The 18,812-nt window shown below is 45.7% G+C and carries 14 protein-coding genes and 1 tRNA gene; 12 read left to right on the forward strand and 3 right to left on the reverse strand.

Annotation, left to right across the window (positions count from 1 at the left end; translation table 11 throughout):
• Window positions 1-32 precede the first annotated feature (32 nt).
• From FDX19_RS18900 to FDX19_RS18910, 3 genes are read left to right on the forward strand one after another with little or no spacing between them, the layout of a single operon-like run.
• Window positions 33-1,079: a DNA cytosine methyltransferase gene (locus FDX19_RS18900; protein WP_079805248.1), complete on the forward strand. Its 1,047-nt coding sequence runs from the start codon at window positions 33-35 to the stop codon at window positions 1,077-1,079.
• A gap of 4 nt (window positions 1,080-1,083) precedes the next feature.
• The gene (locus FDX19_RS18905; RefSeq protein ID WP_137383913.1) at window positions 1,084-4,044 is read left to right on the forward strand and encodes an ATP-binding protein; all 2,961 of its coding nucleotides are present in this window, start codon (window positions 1,084-1,086) and stop codon (window positions 4,042-4,044) included.
• 13 nt (window positions 4,045-4,057) lie between these two features.
• Window positions 4,058-5,728 (forward strand): response regulator receiver domain, encoded by a 1,671-nt coding sequence (locus FDX19_RS18910; RefSeq protein WP_170974402.1) that lies wholly within the window; start codon window positions 4,058-4,060, stop codon window positions 5,726-5,728.
• A gap of 205 nt (window positions 5,729-5,933) precedes the next feature.
• Here the strand turns inward: FDX19_RS18910 and FDX19_RS25180 are convergent, their stop codons facing one another.
• Entirely contained in the window at window positions 5,934-7,436 is a 1,503-nt protein-coding gene (locus tag FDX19_RS25180) for a hypothetical protein (RefSeq protein WP_170974403.1), read from the reverse strand.
• Between the two features lie 481 nt (window positions 7,437-7,917).
• Between FDX19_RS25180 and FDX19_RS18920 the strand changes: the two genes are divergently transcribed.
• From FDX19_RS18920 to FDX19_RS18940, 5 genes are all read left to right on the forward strand, one after another.
• Window positions 7,918-8,790, forward strand: coding sequence for a phosphorothioated DNA-binding restriction endonuclease (locus FDX19_RS18920; RefSeq protein ID WP_137383914.1), 873 nt, complete (start codon window positions 7,918-7,920; stop codon window positions 8,788-8,790).
• A gap of 366 nt (window positions 8,791-9,156) precedes the next feature.
• Window positions 9,157-9,450 carry a hypothetical protein gene (locus FDX19_RS18925; protein ID WP_001143291.1) on the forward strand — a complete coding sequence of 98 codons (294 nt, stop codon included), beginning with the start codon at window positions 9,157-9,159 and terminating at the stop codon, window positions 9,448-9,450.
• Between the two features lie 84 nt (window positions 9,451-9,534).
• Window positions 9,535-10,446 carry an ArdC family protein gene (locus tag FDX19_RS18930; protein WP_137383915.1) on the forward strand — a complete coding sequence of 304 codons (912 nt, stop codon included), beginning with the start codon at window positions 9,535-9,537 and terminating at the stop codon, window positions 10,444-10,446.
• Between the two features lie 303 nt (window positions 10,447-10,749).
• On the forward strand, window positions 10,750-12,369 hold the full coding sequence (gene mobH / locus FDX19_RS18935; RefSeq protein ID WP_137383916.1) for a MobH family relaxase: 1,620 nt from the start codon (window positions 10,750-10,752) through the stop codon (window positions 12,367-12,369).
• Window positions 12,359-13,285, forward strand: coding sequence for a site-specific integrase (locus FDX19_RS18940; protein WP_137383917.1), 927 nt, complete (start codon window positions 12,359-12,361; stop codon window positions 13,283-13,285). The genes mobH and FDX19_RS18940 overlap by 11 nt, the downstream gene beginning before the upstream one ends.
• Before the next feature lie 149 nt (window positions 13,286-13,434).
• On the opposite strand, the gene FDX19_RS18945 is transcribed toward FDX19_RS18940, so the two are convergent.
• Window positions 13,435-13,519: transfer RNA gene (locus FDX19_RS18945), tRNA-Leu, on the reverse strand.
• A 230-nt stretch (window positions 13,520-13,749) separates the two neighbouring features.
• On the opposite strand from FDX19_RS18945, the gene FDX19_RS18950 reads away from it, so the two are divergent.
• Window positions 13,750-14,769 (forward strand): NAD(P)-dependent alcohol dehydrogenase, encoded by a 1,020-nt coding sequence (locus FDX19_RS18950; RefSeq protein ID WP_137383918.1) that lies wholly within the window; start codon window positions 13,750-13,752, stop codon window positions 14,767-14,769.
• 30 nt (window positions 14,770-14,799) lie between these two features.
• Here the strand turns inward: FDX19_RS18950 and idnK are convergent, their stop codons facing one another.
• Window positions 14,800-15,321, reverse strand: a complete 522-nt coding sequence (gene idnK, locus FDX19_RS18955) for a gluconokinase (RefSeq protein ID WP_137383919.1) — start codon at window positions 15,319-15,321, stop codon at window positions 14,800-14,802.
• A gap of 217 nt (window positions 15,322-15,538) precedes the next feature.
• Between idnK and idnD the strand changes: the two genes are divergently transcribed.
• The 3 genes from idnD (at window position 15,539) to idnT (ending at window position 18,801) form a co-directional block, all read left to right on the forward strand.
• A complete protein-coding gene (gene idnD, locus FDX19_RS18960) occupies window positions 15,539-16,582 on the forward strand; it encodes an L-idonate 5-dehydrogenase (protein ID WP_137383920.1) in 1,044 nt (347 codons plus the stop codon).
• Window positions 16,583-16,593: 11 nt separating this feature from the next.
• The gene (gene idnO / locus FDX19_RS18965) at window positions 16,594-17,358 is read left to right on the forward strand and encodes a gluconate 5-dehydrogenase (protein WP_137384030.1); all 765 of its coding nucleotides are present in this window, start codon (window positions 16,594-16,596) and stop codon (window positions 17,356-17,358) included.
• Window positions 17,359-17,481: 123 nt separating this feature from the next.
• The gene (idnT, locus tag FDX19_RS18970) at window positions 17,482-18,801 is read left to right on the forward strand and encodes a gnt-II system L-idonate transporter (protein ID WP_137383921.1); all 1,320 of its coding nucleotides are present in this window, start codon (window positions 17,482-17,484) and stop codon (window positions 18,799-18,801) included.
• Window positions 18,802-18,812 lie beyond the last annotated feature (11 nt).

An 18,812-nucleotide genomic window follows, 5' to 3' on the forward strand; every position in this document is an offset into this window, starting at 1 on the left:
GTTATTCTATTTAGTTCAAAGAAGGTATCAAATTGATAGTTATAGATTTTTTTTGTGGCTGTGGCGGAGCCAGTGAAGGGCTACGTCAGGCTGGCTTTGATATCGAGCTTGGATTAGATATTGACCCACAAGCATCAGAAACGTTTAAAGCAAACTTCCCTGATGCAAAATTCATCCAAGATGATATTAGGAAAATAGAGCCTAAAGATATCTCCGAAATCATTGATATTCAAGCTAAACGGCCTTTGTTGCTAAGTGCATGTGCTCCATGTCAACCGTTTTCGCAACAGAATAAAAACAAAACTAGTGACGACTCAAGAAGAAATCTATTAAATGAAACTCATCGTTTTATTAGAGAACTCCTTCCTGAATATATTATGCTTGAAAATGTTCCTGGAATGCAAAAAATTGATGAAGAAAAAGAAGGTCCATTCCAAGAGTTTATTAAACTACTTAAAGAGTTAGAGTATAATTATATATCTTTTATAGCCAACTCTGAGAATTATGGGATCCCCCAGAGAAGAAAAAGGCTCGTGCTCTTAGCCAGTCGAGTAGGTGAAGTTACTCCACCTGAAATAACTCATGGTAAAAATAAAATTCCATTCAAAACTGTACGGGATTATATCCAAGACTTCACAAAATTATGTTCAGGAGAAACCGATCCCAAAGATCCTTTACATAGAGCAGGAACACTAACCCCTCTTAACTTAAAAAGAATTATGCACACTCCAGAGGGGGGGGATAGAAGAAACTGGCCAGAAGAGTTAGTAAATAAATGCCATAAAAATTATGATGGTCATACAGATACTTATGGAAGAATGAGTTGGGATAGACCTGCGCCTACGCTTACGACGAAATGTAATAGTTACTCCAATGGTCGTTTTGGGCATCCAGATCCCACGCAACATAGAGCAATCAGCATAAGAGAAGCATCAAGATTACAAACATTTCCTTTAAGTTATGTCTTCAAAGGTTCGCTGAACTCAATGGCAAAGCAAATCGGCAACGCTGTACCTTGCGAACTCGCCAGACTATTTGGGCTACATCTCATAGAAAATTGTACTAATAAGGATTCATAGATATATGGCTAAAATAAAAACAAAAGCCCGAGCTTTGGATATGCTTGGCAGACAACAAATTGCTGGTATACCTACTGCCCTAAGTGAGTTATTTAAAAATGCTCACGATGCTTATGCTGATAATGTTGAAGTTGATTTTTTCAGGAAAGAGAATCTTCTTATCCTGAGAGATGATGGTTTAGGCATGACCGCTGATGAATTTGAAGAGAGATGGTTAACAATTGGTACCTCCAGCAAATTAATAGACGAAGATGCCATTGATAAACCCGTGATAGACAGAAATAAAACTTTCCGCCCTATTATGGGAGAGAAAGGTATAGGTCGTTTATCTATTGCAGCAATTGGACCACAGGTGCTGGTTCTTACTAGGGCCAAAAGAAACAATGAACTTAAGCCTTTAGTTGCTGCATTTGTTAATTGGAGTCTATTTGCAATACCATCACTTGATCTTGATGATATAGATATACCGATTAGAACTATTAACAACGGTGAGCCTCTTAGTAAAAAGATTCTTGATGAGATGCTGGAGCAAGCAAAAAATAATTTAGACTCCTTATCACACAAAATATCGAAATCAAAACTATCACAAATAAATACACAATTATCATTTTTTGAATTTGATCCTATTTTATGGGAGAGAAAATTAGGCGGATTAAAACTATCCGGTGATGGTCACGGGACTCATTTTATAATAACTCCTACCGAAGAAATATTAATAGATGATATTTCCACGAGTGATAGCAATAAAACAACAGAGCAATCTTCCCGCTTAGAAAAAGCCTTATTAGGCTTCACTAACACAATGTACAGTGATTCGAATCCTCCTATTATAGCTCGTTTTAGAGACTATTTGGAAGATGGTGAGTGTATTGATAGAATTAGCGAATCAATTTTTTTTACACCGCAAGAATTCAATATTGCAGATCACCATATTGAAGGATGGTTCAATGAATTTGGTCAATTTAGTGGTACTGTTTCTGTTTATGGTGAAAAACCAATCAACCATGTGGTAACTTGGAAAAATAATAATCAATTAACTCAATGCGGCCCTTTTAAGATAAAGTTAGCATATATTCATGGTCGACTCCGTGACTCACGATTACCCATGGAGCTGTGGGCCCCACTGAAGGAGAAAACTGATAGGTATGGTGGTTTATATATCTATCGAGATGGATTAAGAATTTTACCTTACGGAGATTCAGATACGGATTTCCTGAAAATAGAAAAACGAAGAACGTTATCCGCTTCTGAATATTTTTTCTCATATCGACGTCTGTTTGGAGCAATAGAATTAACAAAAGAAAACAATGCTTCGTTAGTCGAAAAGGCGGGGCGAGAAGGATTCATTGAAAATAAACCATATAAACAATTTAAAGAAATGCTTGAGAATTTCTTTATCGAAATAGCAAGAGATTTCTTTAAAGATGATGGTGACATGTCTGAATTATTTGTTGAGACAAAGCAACGTAGAAATGAAGAGCATGATCTATTGTCCAAAAGATCTAAACAAACTAAAGCTAAAAAAGACAGATTAAAGAAAGATTTATATGACTTTTTTGATAAGTTAGATAATGATTACTGGAACATTGAAATAAATAAACTAATAAATAAAAACGAAGACTACTTTTCCAGCACAGAAATAACAGACACCAATATAGATTATGTATATAATAAAATTAAAGAACAGAATGATACCATCATAAAAAACTTACGTAATTCTATCGATATAAAGAAACCCTCTGGAGTTGGGTTAACAAAAGAATTATCAAACTTATGGGATAGATATCAAATAGAAAGACAAAAAATATTGTCATCATTAAATGAGCTAAAAGACAACGTTGACAGAAAGCTTATAGAGCTAGACAATAAAAATAATGATTTCCTCAACTTACGGAAAAGACTTGAGGATTCTTTGAATCTACAGCAAAGTTACTACGATAAAGAACTCACTAAGCTATATAATGATGCTAAAAATGCTTTGAAAGATGTACAATCTAAAGCAAACAAGCTAATCTCTGATAATAAGAAAAAACATAAAAGTGAACTAAAAAATATTTCTTATGAGTTTCAATCAACCAATCTTAATGGCAAAGATACTGCGTACATATTGGATGTAAAAAGAAATCTAGAAAGTAAAATTGAGAATACTTCAAACGAAGTCATTAATGAAATAAAAAAACTGACCGACCAGATTTCCATAATTAGTGATAGTACCATTTCAGAAAATTTATCATCAGCTCAAGTAACTGAAGCAATCGAAACTGAACTTGAACATTTACGTGACCAACAAGCAAATAACGCAGAGCTAATACTACTTGGCATGGCTCTTTCCGTAGTACATCATGAATTCAATGGTAATATTAGGGCAATTCGAAGCGCGCTAAGGGAATTGAAAGCATGGGCAGACAGAAACCCTAAGCTTGATATTATATACCAAAAAATCAGAACTAGTTTTGATCACTTAGATGGTTATTTAAAAACCTTTACACCATTAACAAGACGTTTAAGTCGCTCCAAAACAAACATAACTGGAACTGCGATTTTAGAATTTATCAGAGACGTATTCGATGATCGTCTTGAGAAAGAAGGAATTGAATTATTCACTACCTCAAAATTTGTTAGCCAAGAAGTTGTAACTTATACATCAACTATTTATCCTGTCTTTATCAATTTAATTGATAATGCAATATACTGGCTCGGGAAAACAACAGGAGAAAAAAGACTTATACTTGATGCTACTGAAACAGGATTTGTTATTGGTGATACAGGCCCCGGTGTTTCAACTAGAGATCGAGATATAATATTTGATATGGGATTTACACGAAAAACAGGAGGTCGTGGAATGGGATTATTCATTTCCAAAGAGTGTTTATCTCGAGATGGGTTTACCATAAAATTGGATGATTACACACCTGATCAGGGTGCTTTCTTTATTATTGAACCATCAGAAGAAAAAAGTGAATAACGGATATAAATAAATGACAAGTTCTACTGATTTTCATAAACTTTCTGAAGACTGCGTTCGCCGTTTTTTACATTCTGTAGTTGCTGTAGATGACAATATGTCTTTTGGAGCAGGTAGCGATACTTTCCCTACAGACGAAGATATTGATGCTTTAGTTGATCCCGACGATGAGGCTACACCAATAATAACACCATCAGCATCCCAAGGGATAGAATTAACTAAATCAAAAGCAAAGATAAAAAACCATCCTTTTGATTACCAAGCTCTAGCAGAAGCTTTCGCCAAAGATGGCATTGCTTGTTGCGGATTATTAGCCAAAAGTTTTAATATTGAAGAAAGAGATATAATTACAGCATCATCCCGTAAGGCAGATATAACAATACTTGACTGGGATATGCAAAGCGATAGTGGGCAATTTGCTATTGAAATAATAAAGTCGATTATCGTATCAGATATAAATTCTGGAGGGCGTTTACGTCTTCTTTCTATTTATACTGGTGAACATGTTACTGCAGTTATAACTAAGTTGAACAATGAGTTAAAGAAAATATACCGTAGCGTAATAAAAAATGATGATAGTATTTTTATTGAAGATAACTATGCACTTGACCAATGGTGTATAGTTGTTATTAGTAAAGACGTTTATGAAAAAGATCTTCCAAATGTATTAATAAAAAAATTCACTAACCTTACAGCTGGATTGCTATCCAACGCCGCACTCTCTTGCATCTCTGAAATAAGAGAAAAAACCCATGGAATATTAACGAAGTATAATAATAAATTAGACACTGCATATGTTTCCCACATTTTAAATTTAATGAACTCCAGAGAATCAAGGCCATATGCTTATGAAAACGCTCATGATTATGCAGTGGATTTAATTTCTGAAGAAATAAGATCAACATTGCAAATAAGTGAAAACTTAAAGAAATCTTTAAGCAAAGATTCCTTATCCCACTGGCCTATTTTTCAATATACAAAAAATGGTCGCAAGAATTTTCTATTAACTGGAAAAAAAACACAAAAAGACTTATCAGTAGAACATCTAAGGAATATACTCTCGGCTGATTCTTTAGAAGAAATTCAACATGCTATTGAACGCGCATCTTTAGGTAAAAAGGAATACTTAAGCCAAGATGGTGAAGAAGATAAAAAATTAATGCAATTATGCTCTCTTGAAATCACGCGCAGGAATTTAAGATACCATTCTCATATAGATAATGTATCATTAAAACAAGGGACTTTGCTTTTAGATGCATATAATTTTGTCTATCTATGCATACAACCATTATGTGATAGTGTCAGATTGCATGAAAAAGCCGATTTTTTATTCCTCAAGGGAACGCTAGATGATAATAATTACAATTTGTTAATCGAAGATGAACATGGCGATTTTTATAAAATCAAAATGCCGGCAAAAGCTTCTAATATTATTTCATTTTCCTTTGGAGTCGAAAATGGGAACGGCGTCATCATCGGGAAAAGGAACAATCTAGTTAATACTGACTACATCTCATTCGTTCCTTTACTCGTTGAAAGAACATCCACTCCTAAAGTATTGAAATGGATTGGGGAAATAAAAACAACGTATGCACAGAAAATTACAACTGATATTGTTAGCAATCTTTCAAGAATAGGTTTAGATCAACATGAGTGGTTGCGAACAAAATCAAAAGATATATAAATAATAAGATACGCCGTCGTTTTATAAAAACGACGGCGTGTATTTTCAGTTAGTCAATCATGGAAGTTAATAAATATAGTTTCCCTTATATCCTATAGGAAAACTATATTATTAGCATAAAAAACACAAACTTTATAAGATGGTATTTATGTGCTTTGTTTCCATCAATCACAATTGATATATTACCATATTGATTGATTTTATGTTATTTACCAAAATAACGGCATCTTAATATACCGTCATAATATAGTGCGCGCTCTAACTCTAATACTGAAAAATTCATTTGCTCTATTTTACGCTTACTGCAGATAGCATCAAGTTTATCATATAGTGTTGCATCAATTGGCGCTGATGTCATCACACCAAATCCTTGAGCATTATAATGCTCTAACATATCCCCTACATCAATCAATCTTGTTGCAGATAATGACTTCGAATTTGTTATAAGTTTGCACTGGAAAATCCATTTACGAGGAATATCTCCAGCAGTTCTTGGAATATCAAACACTTCAATATCCCTCCCTCCATCTCTGGAGCGAGACTTACCATATTTTCTTATTGTGTCAGAATTAAACCTTGGATGCGTATGAATTACATCATAACAAAGCTGCTCAAATTGTTCATCGGAAAGAGAATCCCATTTGCAACTGATATTATCAGGAAGATTTATATAATTAGCGAATGCTAATGATATTGTTCTAAACTTATCGTAGATTCTTTTTATTGCATTTATTGAAAGTATTTTTGTGTCATATAAAAGATGCCAACATTTGCCATCATAAGCAGCAGTCATTGTTCCATTAGGATCTATCATACATTTATTTATATTCTGAGATGAAATATAAGCATGTTCAATAGCAAACATTTTTGGATCATATATATCTCTATCTGACCAATCGTACTCTTCTGTTTCTTTATCTCCTTCAGCATCGGCAAACATTGCAAGGCTACTACAAATCATTGAGTTAATATATTGCTTCATCGGAAAATATGCAACCAGACCATCCGCCATTACATAAGAAGTATCATTTATTATCAATATTTCTGCTGGTAATAGCGTCTCAGTTCGATATTTTTGACCGGTAACTTCAAAAAAGTGATTAAGATTTAAATCATCAGGAAATAGCCATCCTGCCTTAGAGACATAGCAATTATTATCTAATTTACTACTAAAGGAACTTCTCCAATATCCGAACGCCCTCTCAGGATATTTTTTTAACTCGTCATGATATAATTCAGGTGATTCAGATAACATTTCACAATAAGCCCCCTCTATTAAGTTCGCATAGTAATCGTCTGCTATTTCGGGGAGCCTAATAGGGTGGTTTTCTAATTCCAGTTCAAAATCTAAAACTTTATCGCGTACAGATTGGTAGAATACTGAATTACCATCATCACCCCTACAATATAAGGAGATACATTCTTCGAGGGCGATTTTTATATTAATGCTTGGCTCATGAATTATTAAACACAATCGAGTCTTATGCGTCCCTAAAGGGTAATCATAAACCACATTAGCGACCTTGGCTTCTGACGCTAATCTCTCACCAACCCATATTGCTTCTAAATAGTCATCACAAATATCTATATATGAATTTGTAACTCCAATACTATCCAATGGGATGTATATTTTTAGAACATCAGACTCCTTTATATCTAGTTCAAAGATATCCTCAACTTCCATTTTGCCGAGATCTAATTCTAACATTTCAAATAGCCTTAACCAATATTAAAGACTCTTAAAAAGAATTATCATATTTAAAGTTAACCCGCAACCATAGCCTTTGGATTATGATGCTTGCTGGTAAGTATAGCCTTTCCGCCGTTTATATCCTCGAACGGACAATACTCAGCACCTAATGCCACCTATAAGCAGGGCATTCGTCTCTGCCAAGCAATGTTTCTCAATTTTCCTCACTGGAGAAACACGTTGGCCTACTTCATTTGACTTCGAATCATCGACTGTCTCATATAGCCTCCAGAAGAGGCTGGGCTATGCTGCATCCAGCAGTTTCTTCTGCTCGGTTATACATGATTACCAACTCCTGTAAATAAGCAAAGGTTACCTTTCACAATTACAGACATAAAACGTCAATTTTGCTCTAACCAACGTGACGATCAACAATTGAATTTCAGCGTTTTTGCGAGCATGATCGCAATAACATCAGCCTGTTACCCGGTTCATTCCTATGATATCTCTCGAAACGCTGAAATCAGCCATCTCCAACGTTTCCGTGTGGCGTCAGGGTGACGTATGCGCGCCGCACAAGCCGTTGCTGCTGTTGTTTGTGTTATCGCAGTACAAAGTAGGCCACCCGCGCCTGTTTAACTACGGCCTAGAGATCCACGAACCGCTCACTCACCTGCTGAAAGAGTTTGGCCCCAAGCGGCACACTGACTATCCAAATATGCCTTTCTGGCGGCTCAGAACTGATGGCTTCTGGGAAATCACTAACGCGGAAGGCTGTAAACCCCGTAAAGGCAACACCCAACCGACCAAGAAAGAGTTAATTGATAACCAAGTAGCGGGCGGCTTTGATGAAACAGCTTACCACCACTTACTTGCACACCCTGAAGTAATCGACCAACTGGCCCAGCAGATCCTGATCGATCGTTTCCCCGAGAGTATTCAGCGGATCCTCGCCAACCAACTGGGTCTGGATTTTATCGATCGTTCGAAGAACCGCGATCCGCGCTTCAGAGATATCGTTCTCCGGGCTTACCATTCGCGATGTGCTTTCTGCGGTTACGACCTACGGCTGGATGGTGCGCTGGTTGGTATTGAAGCAGCCCATATCCACTGGAAAACCTATGGTGGGCCGTGTGTGGTTAACAATGGTCTGGCGCTGTGTTCTCTGCACCATGATGCTTTTGATATGGGCGCATTCGGGCTGGATGAAAGCCTGACTATCCGTATCTCCGGCGGCGTCAGCCGTAGCCCGGTAGTGGATAATCTGTTCTGGCAACGGAACGGCCAGCAGTTGCATCTTCCTCATGACATATCGCTGTGGCCCACTGAACAATACGTCGGCTGGCATCGTAAGCAGATCTTCAAAGCCTGAGCCGTAAGCTTCGCAGGTATCATCGATTGCCCAATATGCTTTATCCCCTCCAGAGGATAAATTACCTTTATCCCCTGTAGCGGATAACCCTTGCACACCAAAGTGGATTCAGGAATAACGACTCCCAGACTCTCTCGCTGAACAACCAGGCTCTTGATTATTATTTATACCGTATTAATCTGGACGAAGTTCACCCCGCAACCAGAGCCTTCAGGTTGCCACCTACCCGGTGAGGCTCGCCTTTTCGTCCGCTCCGTATCATCCTCACGGACAGCGCTTAGCGCCTGATACATCCTCTACCCCACCATGCAGGGAATTCCTCCCTGTCGGGCGGTGTTTCTCTGCTTTCATCACTGGAGAAATACTATGCCAACTTCATCCATCACTGAAGCAACATCCTTATCATTGTCTATCTCATCTGAGGCCTGGGAAAAGGTAGTCAGTTTTCCACCCGATCCCTCTCAGGAAGACGACCGTCTCGAAAACCTGATTGTCGCGACCATACTGACATTCAAAAGCGCAGGCCCAGACCGTAAGAGTATTAATTTCGGTCTGTACTGTTTTCCCGCCGACGGCAGCAGCAATGTACCGCTGATGACGCCGCTGCGCTTAACCCTTGAAGATGATCACTTGTTGGTTACTGCCCTTCACACCAGCTGATTACCTCAGCATCCTCTACTCCCATGCCGGGTGACTCCCGACCGGGAGCGCTGTACCCGGCTTCTTTATCATGAGGTTACGCTTATGAACAGAAGCAACGATCTTTACCAAAAAGTCACCGATGAAATTATCGCCGCGCTGGAGAAAGGTGTGATCCCCTGGGTTCGCCCGTGGCGAGAAGGGGAACCGGTGGTGCCGATGAATGCCCTGTCCGGGCGGTTTTATCACGGCATCAATATTCCTCTGCTCTGGAACAGCGCAGAACGACAGGGATATGAAAGCGATCGCTGGCTGACCTTCACTCAAATTCGCAATGCGGGCGGTAACATCCGCAAAGGCGAAAAATCTACACTGGCCGTGTTTTATCTGCCCCAGCAGCGCGAGGTAGTAGACAGCAACGGGAACGCGGTTTTTGATGCTGACGGCAACCCTAAAGTGACGTCCTACGCCGTGGTACGCGAGTTCCGGCTGTTCAACATTCAGCAATGCGAAGATCTGCCGGAGGCGTTTTCACAACCTGTCGTGATGGTCGATGACCCTATCGCCGCTGCCGAGCAGGTTGCCCGGCAAAGCTCGGTAGTGATCACTCACCGACGCCAGAATCGGGCGTATTACTCGCCGGGACGCGACTGTATCATCATGCCGCATCCTGAGCAGTTCACTTCGCTTGAGGATTATTACGGCACGCTGCTGCATGAACTGACGCACGCTACCGGACACGCTTCACGGCTGAACCGGGACGGCATCACTGCCGGAAAGCATACCTTCGGCGATCCGACGTACAGTTTTGAAGAGCTGGTCGCCGAAATGGGAGCGGCTTTCCTGTGTGCTCACGTTGGCATCCAGTCGAAGCTACAGCATGACAGTTACATCGCATCGTGGCTGAAGGTGTTGCGGCAGGACAAAAAAGCGATTTTCCGCGCCAGCGGTTTAGCGCGTAATGCCTGTGAATACCTGCTTGAACGGGCGCAGCAACCGTTAGCGCTGAGCGCATGACCTTCATATCAACGGCGGAGCATCCTGCTCTGCCGTTTTTCTCCACTCCAATAAATTTGCGTGGCCCAATAAACAATTTCGCCCCAAATCTGACGGCACCAAAAGGCAAAATCCAAAGGGTGAAGGGGAAGAGAGTGAAGGGGGAACGGACTTACCCGAAAAAGGTTCTTCCCTTCGTCTTTCGAGTTGCAGATGCGTTGGCTTTCCTCGCTCACCCCAGTCACTTACTTATGTAAGCTCCTAGGGATTCACTGCGTCGCCGCCTTCCTGCACCTCAAAATCCATTGGGAATAAAGGGCCATTATGCGGATATGGCTGACGCGCAAAAAGCAAAACACCACACCATCCACTGGCGAACCAGACGTCGCGGAGGGATGGCTGCATCCTGAATCCGCGCAAACGCTACTGGCTGAAACGACCCGCCAACAGCTTATCCAGTTTATTCGGCAGAGCACCGCCCTTCCCGCCTCACTGTTTGAACGCTTCTGGCTGATACCAATCCACCGCTTCGCAGAACTGGCGCAGTCGTTTCCGGCCTCGGAAAACCATCACCATTCCCACGCGGGCGGTTTGCTCGATCACAGTCTCGAAGCCGCCTGTTATGCCGCACGGCTGCGGCAGAGTTATCTTTTTCCGCCTGATGCAGCGCCGGAAGATCAGGCCGCTCAGTCCGAACGCTGGACGACGGTCATCATCTACGCTGCACTGCTGCACGATCTGGGCAAACTCATCACTGATATTGAGGTGGAGGACGCCAGCGGGCAACGCTGGTTTCCATGGCATGGTCCGCTGACCCAGCCTTATCGGTTTCGCTATCTGCCGCAACGTGATTATCTGCGCCATCCGGCTGCGGCAGCTCTTCTGCTCACCCAGCTACTCCCACCGGAAAACCTCGACTGGCTCGCCGCCGATGCCGCGGCGTTATCCACTCTGCTGCACTGCCTGAACGGCCAGTATCAGTATGCCGGGCTGGCGGGTGAACTGGTGCAGAAAGCCGACCGGGCGTCGGTGGCGTTTAATCTCGGCGGCGATCCGGTCAAGGCTATCCACCACCCACAGACCTCTCTGCCGCAGCAAATCATCGCCGCCCTGCGCGACCTACTGGCGCATGAGTTCCGACTCAACAACCCGAATGGCGGTTCTGACGGCTGGCTGACGGAAGAAGCGCTATGGCTGGTCAGTAAGAACGCTGCCGATGCTGTCCGTGGCTGGTTGCTGCGCCAGGGAATTGACGCCGTACCGCAACATAACGTGCGACTGTTCGACGAGATGCAGGCTCACCAGTTACTCATCCCCTGTGAGGATAAAGCCATCTGGTATTGCCGGATTGAGGCCAGCGGCGGCTGGAGCAGTGAGCTTACGCTGCTGCGCTTTTCCCCTTCGCTGATTTGGGAAGATCCACAACAGCGGCCTGCAACCTTCAGTGGAACCGTCACACCGATAGCGGAAGTCCAGAATGCGACAGAAACAGTGATTGCAACGGATATCACTGTGGAACAACCATCCCCCCAACCCGAACAGAACGATACCCCACTTTCAGGAGAAGCCTTCTGGCAGTGGCTGGTGCGTAATGTTCAGGCTCAACATCTGGAAGTCAATGAACCTAACGCCCGGATCCATACCGTCGCCGGATCGGTGTTTCTGGTGACGCCCGGTATTTTCAAACTCTGGCTTAGCACCTGTGGTCAGAATGCCCCTGAAGAATACTGGCGGGAGGTACAGAAGAAGTTCCAGAACCTGAATCTTCACCGAAAACAAAAAAACGGCCTCAACATCTGGCACTGCGCCGTTGTCGGCCCACGCCGTTGTTCACGTCTGAAGGGATATCTGCTTGACGATCCCACGCCGCTTTTTGGAGATGACGTTCCCTTTAATAACCCTCATCTCTTGCTCAATGAAGGAAGTCACTCAAATGACCTTTGAACAGATCCTGGAAGAGTATTTTTTTGCCCGTCTGCTGCGCCCTGATACCCAGAGTTGCTATTGCACGGCGGTAAACCAGTTTACTCACTGGCGCAACGTACTGCCCGCCGAAGTCACACCACATATGGTACTGGAGTGGCGTCATTACCTGTTAAATGTGCGCTGTATCAAACCCGTGAGCTGGAATCACTATATGCGCCATATGCGGGCTTTATATAACTTCGCGATTGAACAAGGATTACTGGAGCAGTTCATCAATCCATTCCAGAAAACATCACTACGGGAATCTCGTAAGAAAAAGAAAACCCTGACCCGCGAGCAAATCCTCGCTTCCCGAAAAGTGCTGAACCAGTTTATCGAACGGGAGAAAATGCAGCGCGGCTATCGTTCGCCTTTATATCCGGCATGGTTTTGGCTGACCGTGGTCGAAACCTTCAACTACACCGCTATCCGGCTGAATCAGCTTATTCACCTGCGGGTCAGGGATATCGATTTGGTCCATGACACGCTGTTTATTCAAAGCGAAGGCAGTAAAAACCATGATGAACACGTTGTTCCTATCGCCTCCCGGTTACGGCCCTATCTGGAGCGGATGCTTGAAGAAGCGAAAACAAAGGGAATGCGGACTGACGATCAGTTGTTCAACATCAATCGTTTCAGTCGGCGGACGCTGCGCCAGGGTAAACCGATGACAGAAAATCAGGTGAGTTATTTCTTTGCCAAACTCAGCGATGCCTGCCACAGCCGTTTCTCATCACATCGCTACCGTCATACTGTTGCCACAGAATTGATGCAGAAACCGGAGCAAAATTTGTATGTCACGCAGAAACTACTCGGCCACCGCGATATTAAGGTGACGCTCAGCTATATTGAACACAATGTCGAGATGCTCAGAAGTTGCGTGGAGAGAGATTGACAAAACAGGAAGTGAGTGAAAAGATCCGGCCCGAGGCTTTGTAAACAAAAAAAGCCGGAGATGCGGCCATTTTGTAGTTGCCGTCAACGTCCAGCTTCATTGTACAACGTATTGATTGTTGTAGGTTTTCCGATTATCACAATCGTTTTTGGTGCCGAAGGCCGGACTCGAACCGGCACGTATTTCTACGGTTGATTTTGAATCAACTGCGTCTACCGATTTCGCCACTCCGGCACGGAAGGGATGCGGAAAACGTTGTGGATTATACCTGTCATGCGCCACCATGCAAGCACCAGCGTGTGTCTGGCTCGCTAAGTGTTGAAAATTTCAGCATTACCTTTCGTAGCTGCAATCAGCATCACGGTTTAGCCCACGCAATAACCGCCTTAATCCCCCCTTCTGCGAAGCGTCCCGTTTCCTCATGCTCTACACTTCCAGTTCAACACCACACTGAGGGAAACACGATGTCGATGATAAAAAGCTACGCCGCAAAAGCGGCGGGCAGCGAACTCGAACTCTATGAATACGATGCGGGCGAGCTTAAACCGGAAGATGTCGAAGTGCAGGTCGATTACTGCGGTATCTGCCATTCCGATTTGTCGATGATCGACAACGAATGGGGATTCTCTCAGTATCCGCTGGTTGCCGGGCATGAGGTGATTGGTCGCGTGGCGGCGCTTGGCAGCGCGGCGCAGGATAAAGGTCTGAAAGTGGGCCAGCGCGTCGGCATTGGCTGGACGGCGCGCAGCTGCGGGCACTGCGATGCCTGTATCAGCGGTAATCAGATCAACTGTCTGGAAGGTTCTGTTCCCACTATTCTTAATCGCGGCGGCTTTGCCGAGAAGCTACGGGCCGACTGGCAGTGGGTGATCCCGCTGCCGGAGAGTATCGATCTGGCGGCAGCCGGTCCCTTGCTGTGCGGCGGTATCACGGTGTTCAAACCGCTGCTGATGCACCATATTACTGCCACCAGCCGCGTTGGGGTGATCGGCATCGGCGGCCTGGGGCATATCGCCATTAAGCTGTTACACGCGATGGGTTGTGAAGTCACCGCGTTCAGTTCCAATCCGGCGAAAAAGCAGGAAGTGCTGGCGATGGGGGCGGATAAAGTGGTCAACAGCCGCGATCCGGATGCGCTAAAAGCGCTGGCGGGCCAGTACGATCTCATCATTAATACGGTTAACGTCGATCTCGACTGGCAGCCCTATTTTGAAGCGCTGGCCTACGGCGGGAACTTCCATACCGTCGGCGCGGTGATGAAACCACTGCCGGTGCCGGCATTCACCTTAATTGCCGGCGATCGCAGCATCTCCGGTTCGGCAACCGGTACGCCGTTCGAGCTGCGCAAGCTGATGAAGTTTGCCGGGCGCAGCAAGGTGTCACCTACCACCGAGCTGTACCCAATGTCGCAAATTAATGAAGCAATCCAGCACGTGCGTGACGGCAAGGCCCGCTACCGCGTGGTGCTGAAAGCCGACTTCTGATGCCGGGCTCAGTCCCGCAAGGGGCTGGGCCTATTGCCCGTGACGAAACGCGAGCACCGCCTGGCGGCACTGTTCCGTCACATGCTCGATGTCATGGTTAACGTCGATGCGGGCAATATCGCGTTCATCCTCCTGCGGGCACTCCAGCGCATCGAACTGGCTTTTGAGTAATCCCACCGGCATAAAATGCCCTGCCCGACGCTGCATGCGCGCCAGAATAGTCTCGTAGTCGCCGTCCAGCCACAGGAAATGCACATTCGGGCTACCCTGACGCAATATATCGCGATACTGTTTTTTTAATGACGAGCAGACAATAAACCCGGTCTCATTCTTTTTATATAAACTGTATGAGGCATCATTTAATCGCGCTAACCACGGCAATCGGTCTTCATCGGTTAATGGAATGCCTTCAGACATTTTATCAATATTTTTAGCGGGATGGAGATCATCACCATCAATGAATTTTGCCGATAATACCGCGGCAATTTTACTGCCAATTAAAGATTTACCGCTACCTGAAACACCCATCAAAATATAACTTTCCCCGGCCATCGAAAAAACTCCAGATTCATATTCCATGGCGCGATACTACGCTTTCCACATTGGGAATTTCACGCTTTTTCAGCGCCGCTGATGAGATTTATAAGGCGCATCACGTTATGCGTAACATTGTAGTGTAACAATTTTCCAGCGTGACCTGCGTCACAAATAATAACAATCAAAACCGTTTAAATGCTGCCGAGGTTACTACCTGACCAGTGAGGCATTTATGCAAGTCAAAACCCAATCCTGCGTTGTCGCGGGTAAGAAAACTGTTGCCATTACCGACCAAAACATTGAATGGAATAATAAAGGAACACTGGTACAAATTACCCGCGGGGGAATTTGCGGTTCCGATTTACATTATTATCAGGAAGGAAAAGTCGGTAATTTTACCGTTAAAGCGCCAATGATTTTAGGCCATGAAGTTATTGGTAAAGTGGTGCACAGCGATTCAAAAGAATTACATGAAGGTCAGTCGGTGGCGATTAATCCGTCGAAACCGTGTGGCCACTGTAAATACTGTTTGCAGCACGAAGAAAACCAGTGCACGGAAATGCGCTTTTTTGGCAGCGCCATGTATTTCCCCCATGTCGACGGCGGTTTTACCCGCTTTAAAACCGTCGATACCGCGCAGTGTATCCCGTACCCGCAAGAGGCCGATGAAAAAGTGATGGCCTTTGCCGAACCGCTGGCGGTCGCGATCCACGCCGCACATGAAGCAGGCGACCTGCAGGGTAAACGCGTGTTTATCTCCGGCGTGGGGCCGATTGGCTGTCTGATCGTCAGCGCGGTGAAAACGCTCGGCGCGGCAGAGATTGTCTGTGCTGATATCAGCCCGCGCTCGCTGTCGCTTGCCCAGCAGATGGGTGCCGACACGCTGATTAATCCGCAGCAGGACTCACTCGACGAGTGGAAAAAAGAGAAAGGCTACTTTGACGTTAGCTTCGAAGTCTCCGGTCATCCGTCCTCAATCACCACCTGTCTGGAAGTCACCCGCGCAAAAGGCGTGATGGTGCAGGTCGGCATGGGCGGCGCGGTGCCGGACTTCCCGATGATGATGCTGATCGGCAAAGAGATCGCGCTCAAAGGCTCGTTCCGCTTTACCACCGAGTTCAACACCGCGGTGTCGTGGCTGGCGAATAACGTTATCGATCCGCTGCCATTACTCAGCGCCGAATATCCGTTTACCGAGCTTGAACAGGCGCTGATCTTCGCCGGGGATAAAACCCAGGCGGCGAAAGTCCAGCTCGTTTTTGCAGAAACAAAATAAGGAATAACATGATGAACGATCTTTTTTCACTGGACGGCAAAAACATTCTGATCACCGGTTCGGCCCAGGGTATTGGTTATTTACTGGCGACCGGACTGGGCAAATATGGCGCACAGATTATCGTCAATGATATTACGCCAGAGCGCGCGGAGGCCGCCGTCGCCAAACTGCAGCAGGAAGGGATCCGCGCCGTTGCTGCACCTTTTAATGTTACGCAGAAACAAGATATTGATGCCGCCATTGACCATATCGAAAAAGACATTGGCCAAATTGATGTGCTGGTGAATAACGCCGGTATTCAGCGCCGCCATCCGTTTACCGAGTTCCCGGAACAGGACTGGAACGATGTAATCGCTGTTAACCAGACGGCGGTGTTCCTGGTCGCGCAGGCGGTCACGCGTCGCATGGTGGAACGTCAGGCCGGGAAGGTCATCAACATCTGCTCCATGCAGAGCGAACTGGGGCGCGACACCATCACGCCGTACGCCGCCTCGAAAGGCGCAGTGAAAATGCTCACCCGTGGGATGTGCGTTGAGCTGGCTCGCCACAATATCCAGGTCAACGGTATCGCGCCGGGCTACTTCAAAACCGAAATGACCAAAGCGCTGGTCGAGGATGAAGCCTTCACCTCCTGGCTGTGCAAACGTACGCCAGCCGCCCGCTGGGGCGATCCGCAGGAGCTGATTGGCGCAGCGGTCTTCCTCTCTTCCAAAGCATCCGATTTTGTTAACGGGCACCTGCTGTTTGTCGATGGCGGCATGCTGGTCGCCGTCTGATACCACACAACGCAACATCACGCAGCGCCCAGGCGCTGCATTTTTGGCTCCCCCCTGAATCATTCGAGTTGCAGCCAACACGCCTGTAACCTGAAGGATGACGGGGATATAAGAGAAACGATTATGCCATTAATAATAATTGCGGCAGGCGTCGCGCTGCTCCTGGTCCTGATGATTGGCTTTAAAGTTAACGGCTTTATTGCCCTGGTCCTGGTGGCGGCGGTCGTCGGTTTTGCCGAAGGGATGGATGCACAGGCCGTTTTACACTCTATACAAAATGGGATCGGCGGGACGCTCGGCGGGCTGGCGATGATCCTCGGGTTCGGCGCGATGCTCGGTAAGCTGATTTCCGATACCGGCGCGGCCCAGCGCATCGCCACCACGCTGATTGACACGTTCGGTAAAAAACGCGTGCAATGGGCGCTGGTGATCACCGGTCTGGTTGTCGGTCTGGCGATGTTCTTCGAAGTCGGCTTTGTTCTGCTGCTGCCGCTGGTATTTACGGTGGTGGCCTCCTCCGGCCTGCCGCTGCTGTATGTTGGCGTGCCGATGGTCGCCGCACTGTCCGTGACCCACTGTTTTCTGCCGCCGCATCCGGGGCCTACCGCGATTGCCACCATTTTCGAGGCCAATCTCGGCACCACCCTGCTGTACGGATTTATTATTACTATCCCGACGGTGATTGTCGCCGGGCCGCTGTTTTCTAAGCTGCTGACCCGCTTTGAGAAAGCGCCGCCGGAGGGGTTATTCAACCCGCATTTGTTCACCGAAGAAGAGATGCCGTCGTTCTGGAACAGTATCTTTGCGGCGGTAATCCCGGTCATACTGATGGCGGTCGCCGCGGTATGTGAAATTACGCTGCCGAAAACCAACAGCGTGCGGGTATTCTTTGAGTTTATCGGCAACCCTGCGGTCGCGTTGTTTATCGCTATCGTGCTCGCCATTTTTACCCTTGGTCGACGTAACGGACGTACGATCGAGCAAATTATGGATATCATTGGCGACTCTATCGGCGCGATTGCGATGATTGTGTTTATCATCGCCGGGGGCGGTGCGTTTAAGCAGGTTCTGGTCGACAGCGGCGTGGGGCAATATATCTCGCACCTGATGACCGGTACGTCGCTCTCTCCGCTGCTGATGTGCTGGACGGTCGCCGCGTTGCTGCGCATCGCGCTCGGTTCTGCGACCGTGGCGGCGATCACCACCGCAGGCGTGGTGCTGCCGATTATTAACGTCACCCACGCCGACCCGGCGCTGATGGTGCTGGCTACCGGCGCGGGCAGCGTAATTGCCTCCCACGTTAACGATCCCGGATTCTGGCTGTTTAAAGGCTATTTTAATCTCAGCGTAGGCGAAACGTTGCGTACCTGGACGGTGATGGAAACGCTGATTTCCATCATGGGTCTGCTGGGCGTTCTGGCGCTGAACGCCATCCTGCATTAATACGGTATTAC

The sequence above is a fragment of the Citrobacter sp. wls619 genome, from assembly GCF_005281345.1.
GTDB lineage: Bacteria > Pseudomonadota > Gammaproteobacteria > Enterobacterales > Enterobacteriaceae > Citrobacter.

Coding starts and splice junctions, on each gene's coding strand:
- FDX19_RS18905 (WP_137383913.1), top strand. CDS start 1,084: ATGGCTAAAATAAAAACAAAAGCCCGAGCTTTGGATATGCTTGGCAGA.
- FDX19_RS18910 (WP_170974402.1), top strand. CDS start 4,058: ATGACAAGTTCTACTGATTTTCATAAACTTTCTGAAGACTGCGTTCGC.
- FDX19_RS25180 (WP_170974403.1), bottom strand. CDS start 7,436: ATGTTAGAATTAGATCTCGGCAAAATGGAAGTTGAGGATATCTTTGAA.
- FDX19_RS18920 (WP_137383914.1), top strand. CDS start 7,918: ATGATATCTCTCGAAACGCTGAAATCAGCCATCTCCAACGTTTCCGTG.
- FDX19_RS18925 (WP_001143291.1), top strand. CDS start 9,157: ATGCCAACTTCATCCATCACTGAAGCAACATCCTTATCATTGTCTATC.
- FDX19_RS18930 (WP_137383915.1), top strand. CDS start 9,535: ATGAACAGAAGCAACGATCTTTACCAAAAAGTCACCGATGAAATTATC.
- mobH (WP_137383916.1), top strand. CDS start 10,750: ATGCGGATATGGCTGACGCGCAAAAAGCAAAACACCACACCATCCACT.
- FDX19_RS18940 (WP_137383917.1), top strand. CDS start 12,359: ATGACCTTTGAACAGATCCTGGAAGAGTATTTTTTTGCCCGTCTGCTG.
- FDX19_RS18950 (WP_137383918.1), top strand. CDS start 13,750: ATGTCGATGATAAAAAGCTACGCCGCAAAAGCGGCGGGCAGCGAACTC.
- idnK (WP_137383919.1), bottom strand. CDS start 15,321: ATGGCCGGGGAAAGTTATATTTTGATGGGTGTTTCAGGTAGCGGTAAA.
- idnD (WP_137383920.1), top strand. CDS start 15,539: ATGCAAGTCAAAACCCAATCCTGCGTTGTCGCGGGTAAGAAAACTGTT.
- idnO (WP_137384030.1), top strand. CDS start 16,594: ATGAACGATCTTTTTTCACTGGACGGCAAAAACATTCTGATCACCGGT.
- idnT (WP_137383921.1), top strand. CDS start 17,482: ATGCCATTAATAATAATTGCGGCAGGCGTCGCGCTGCTCCTGGTCCTG.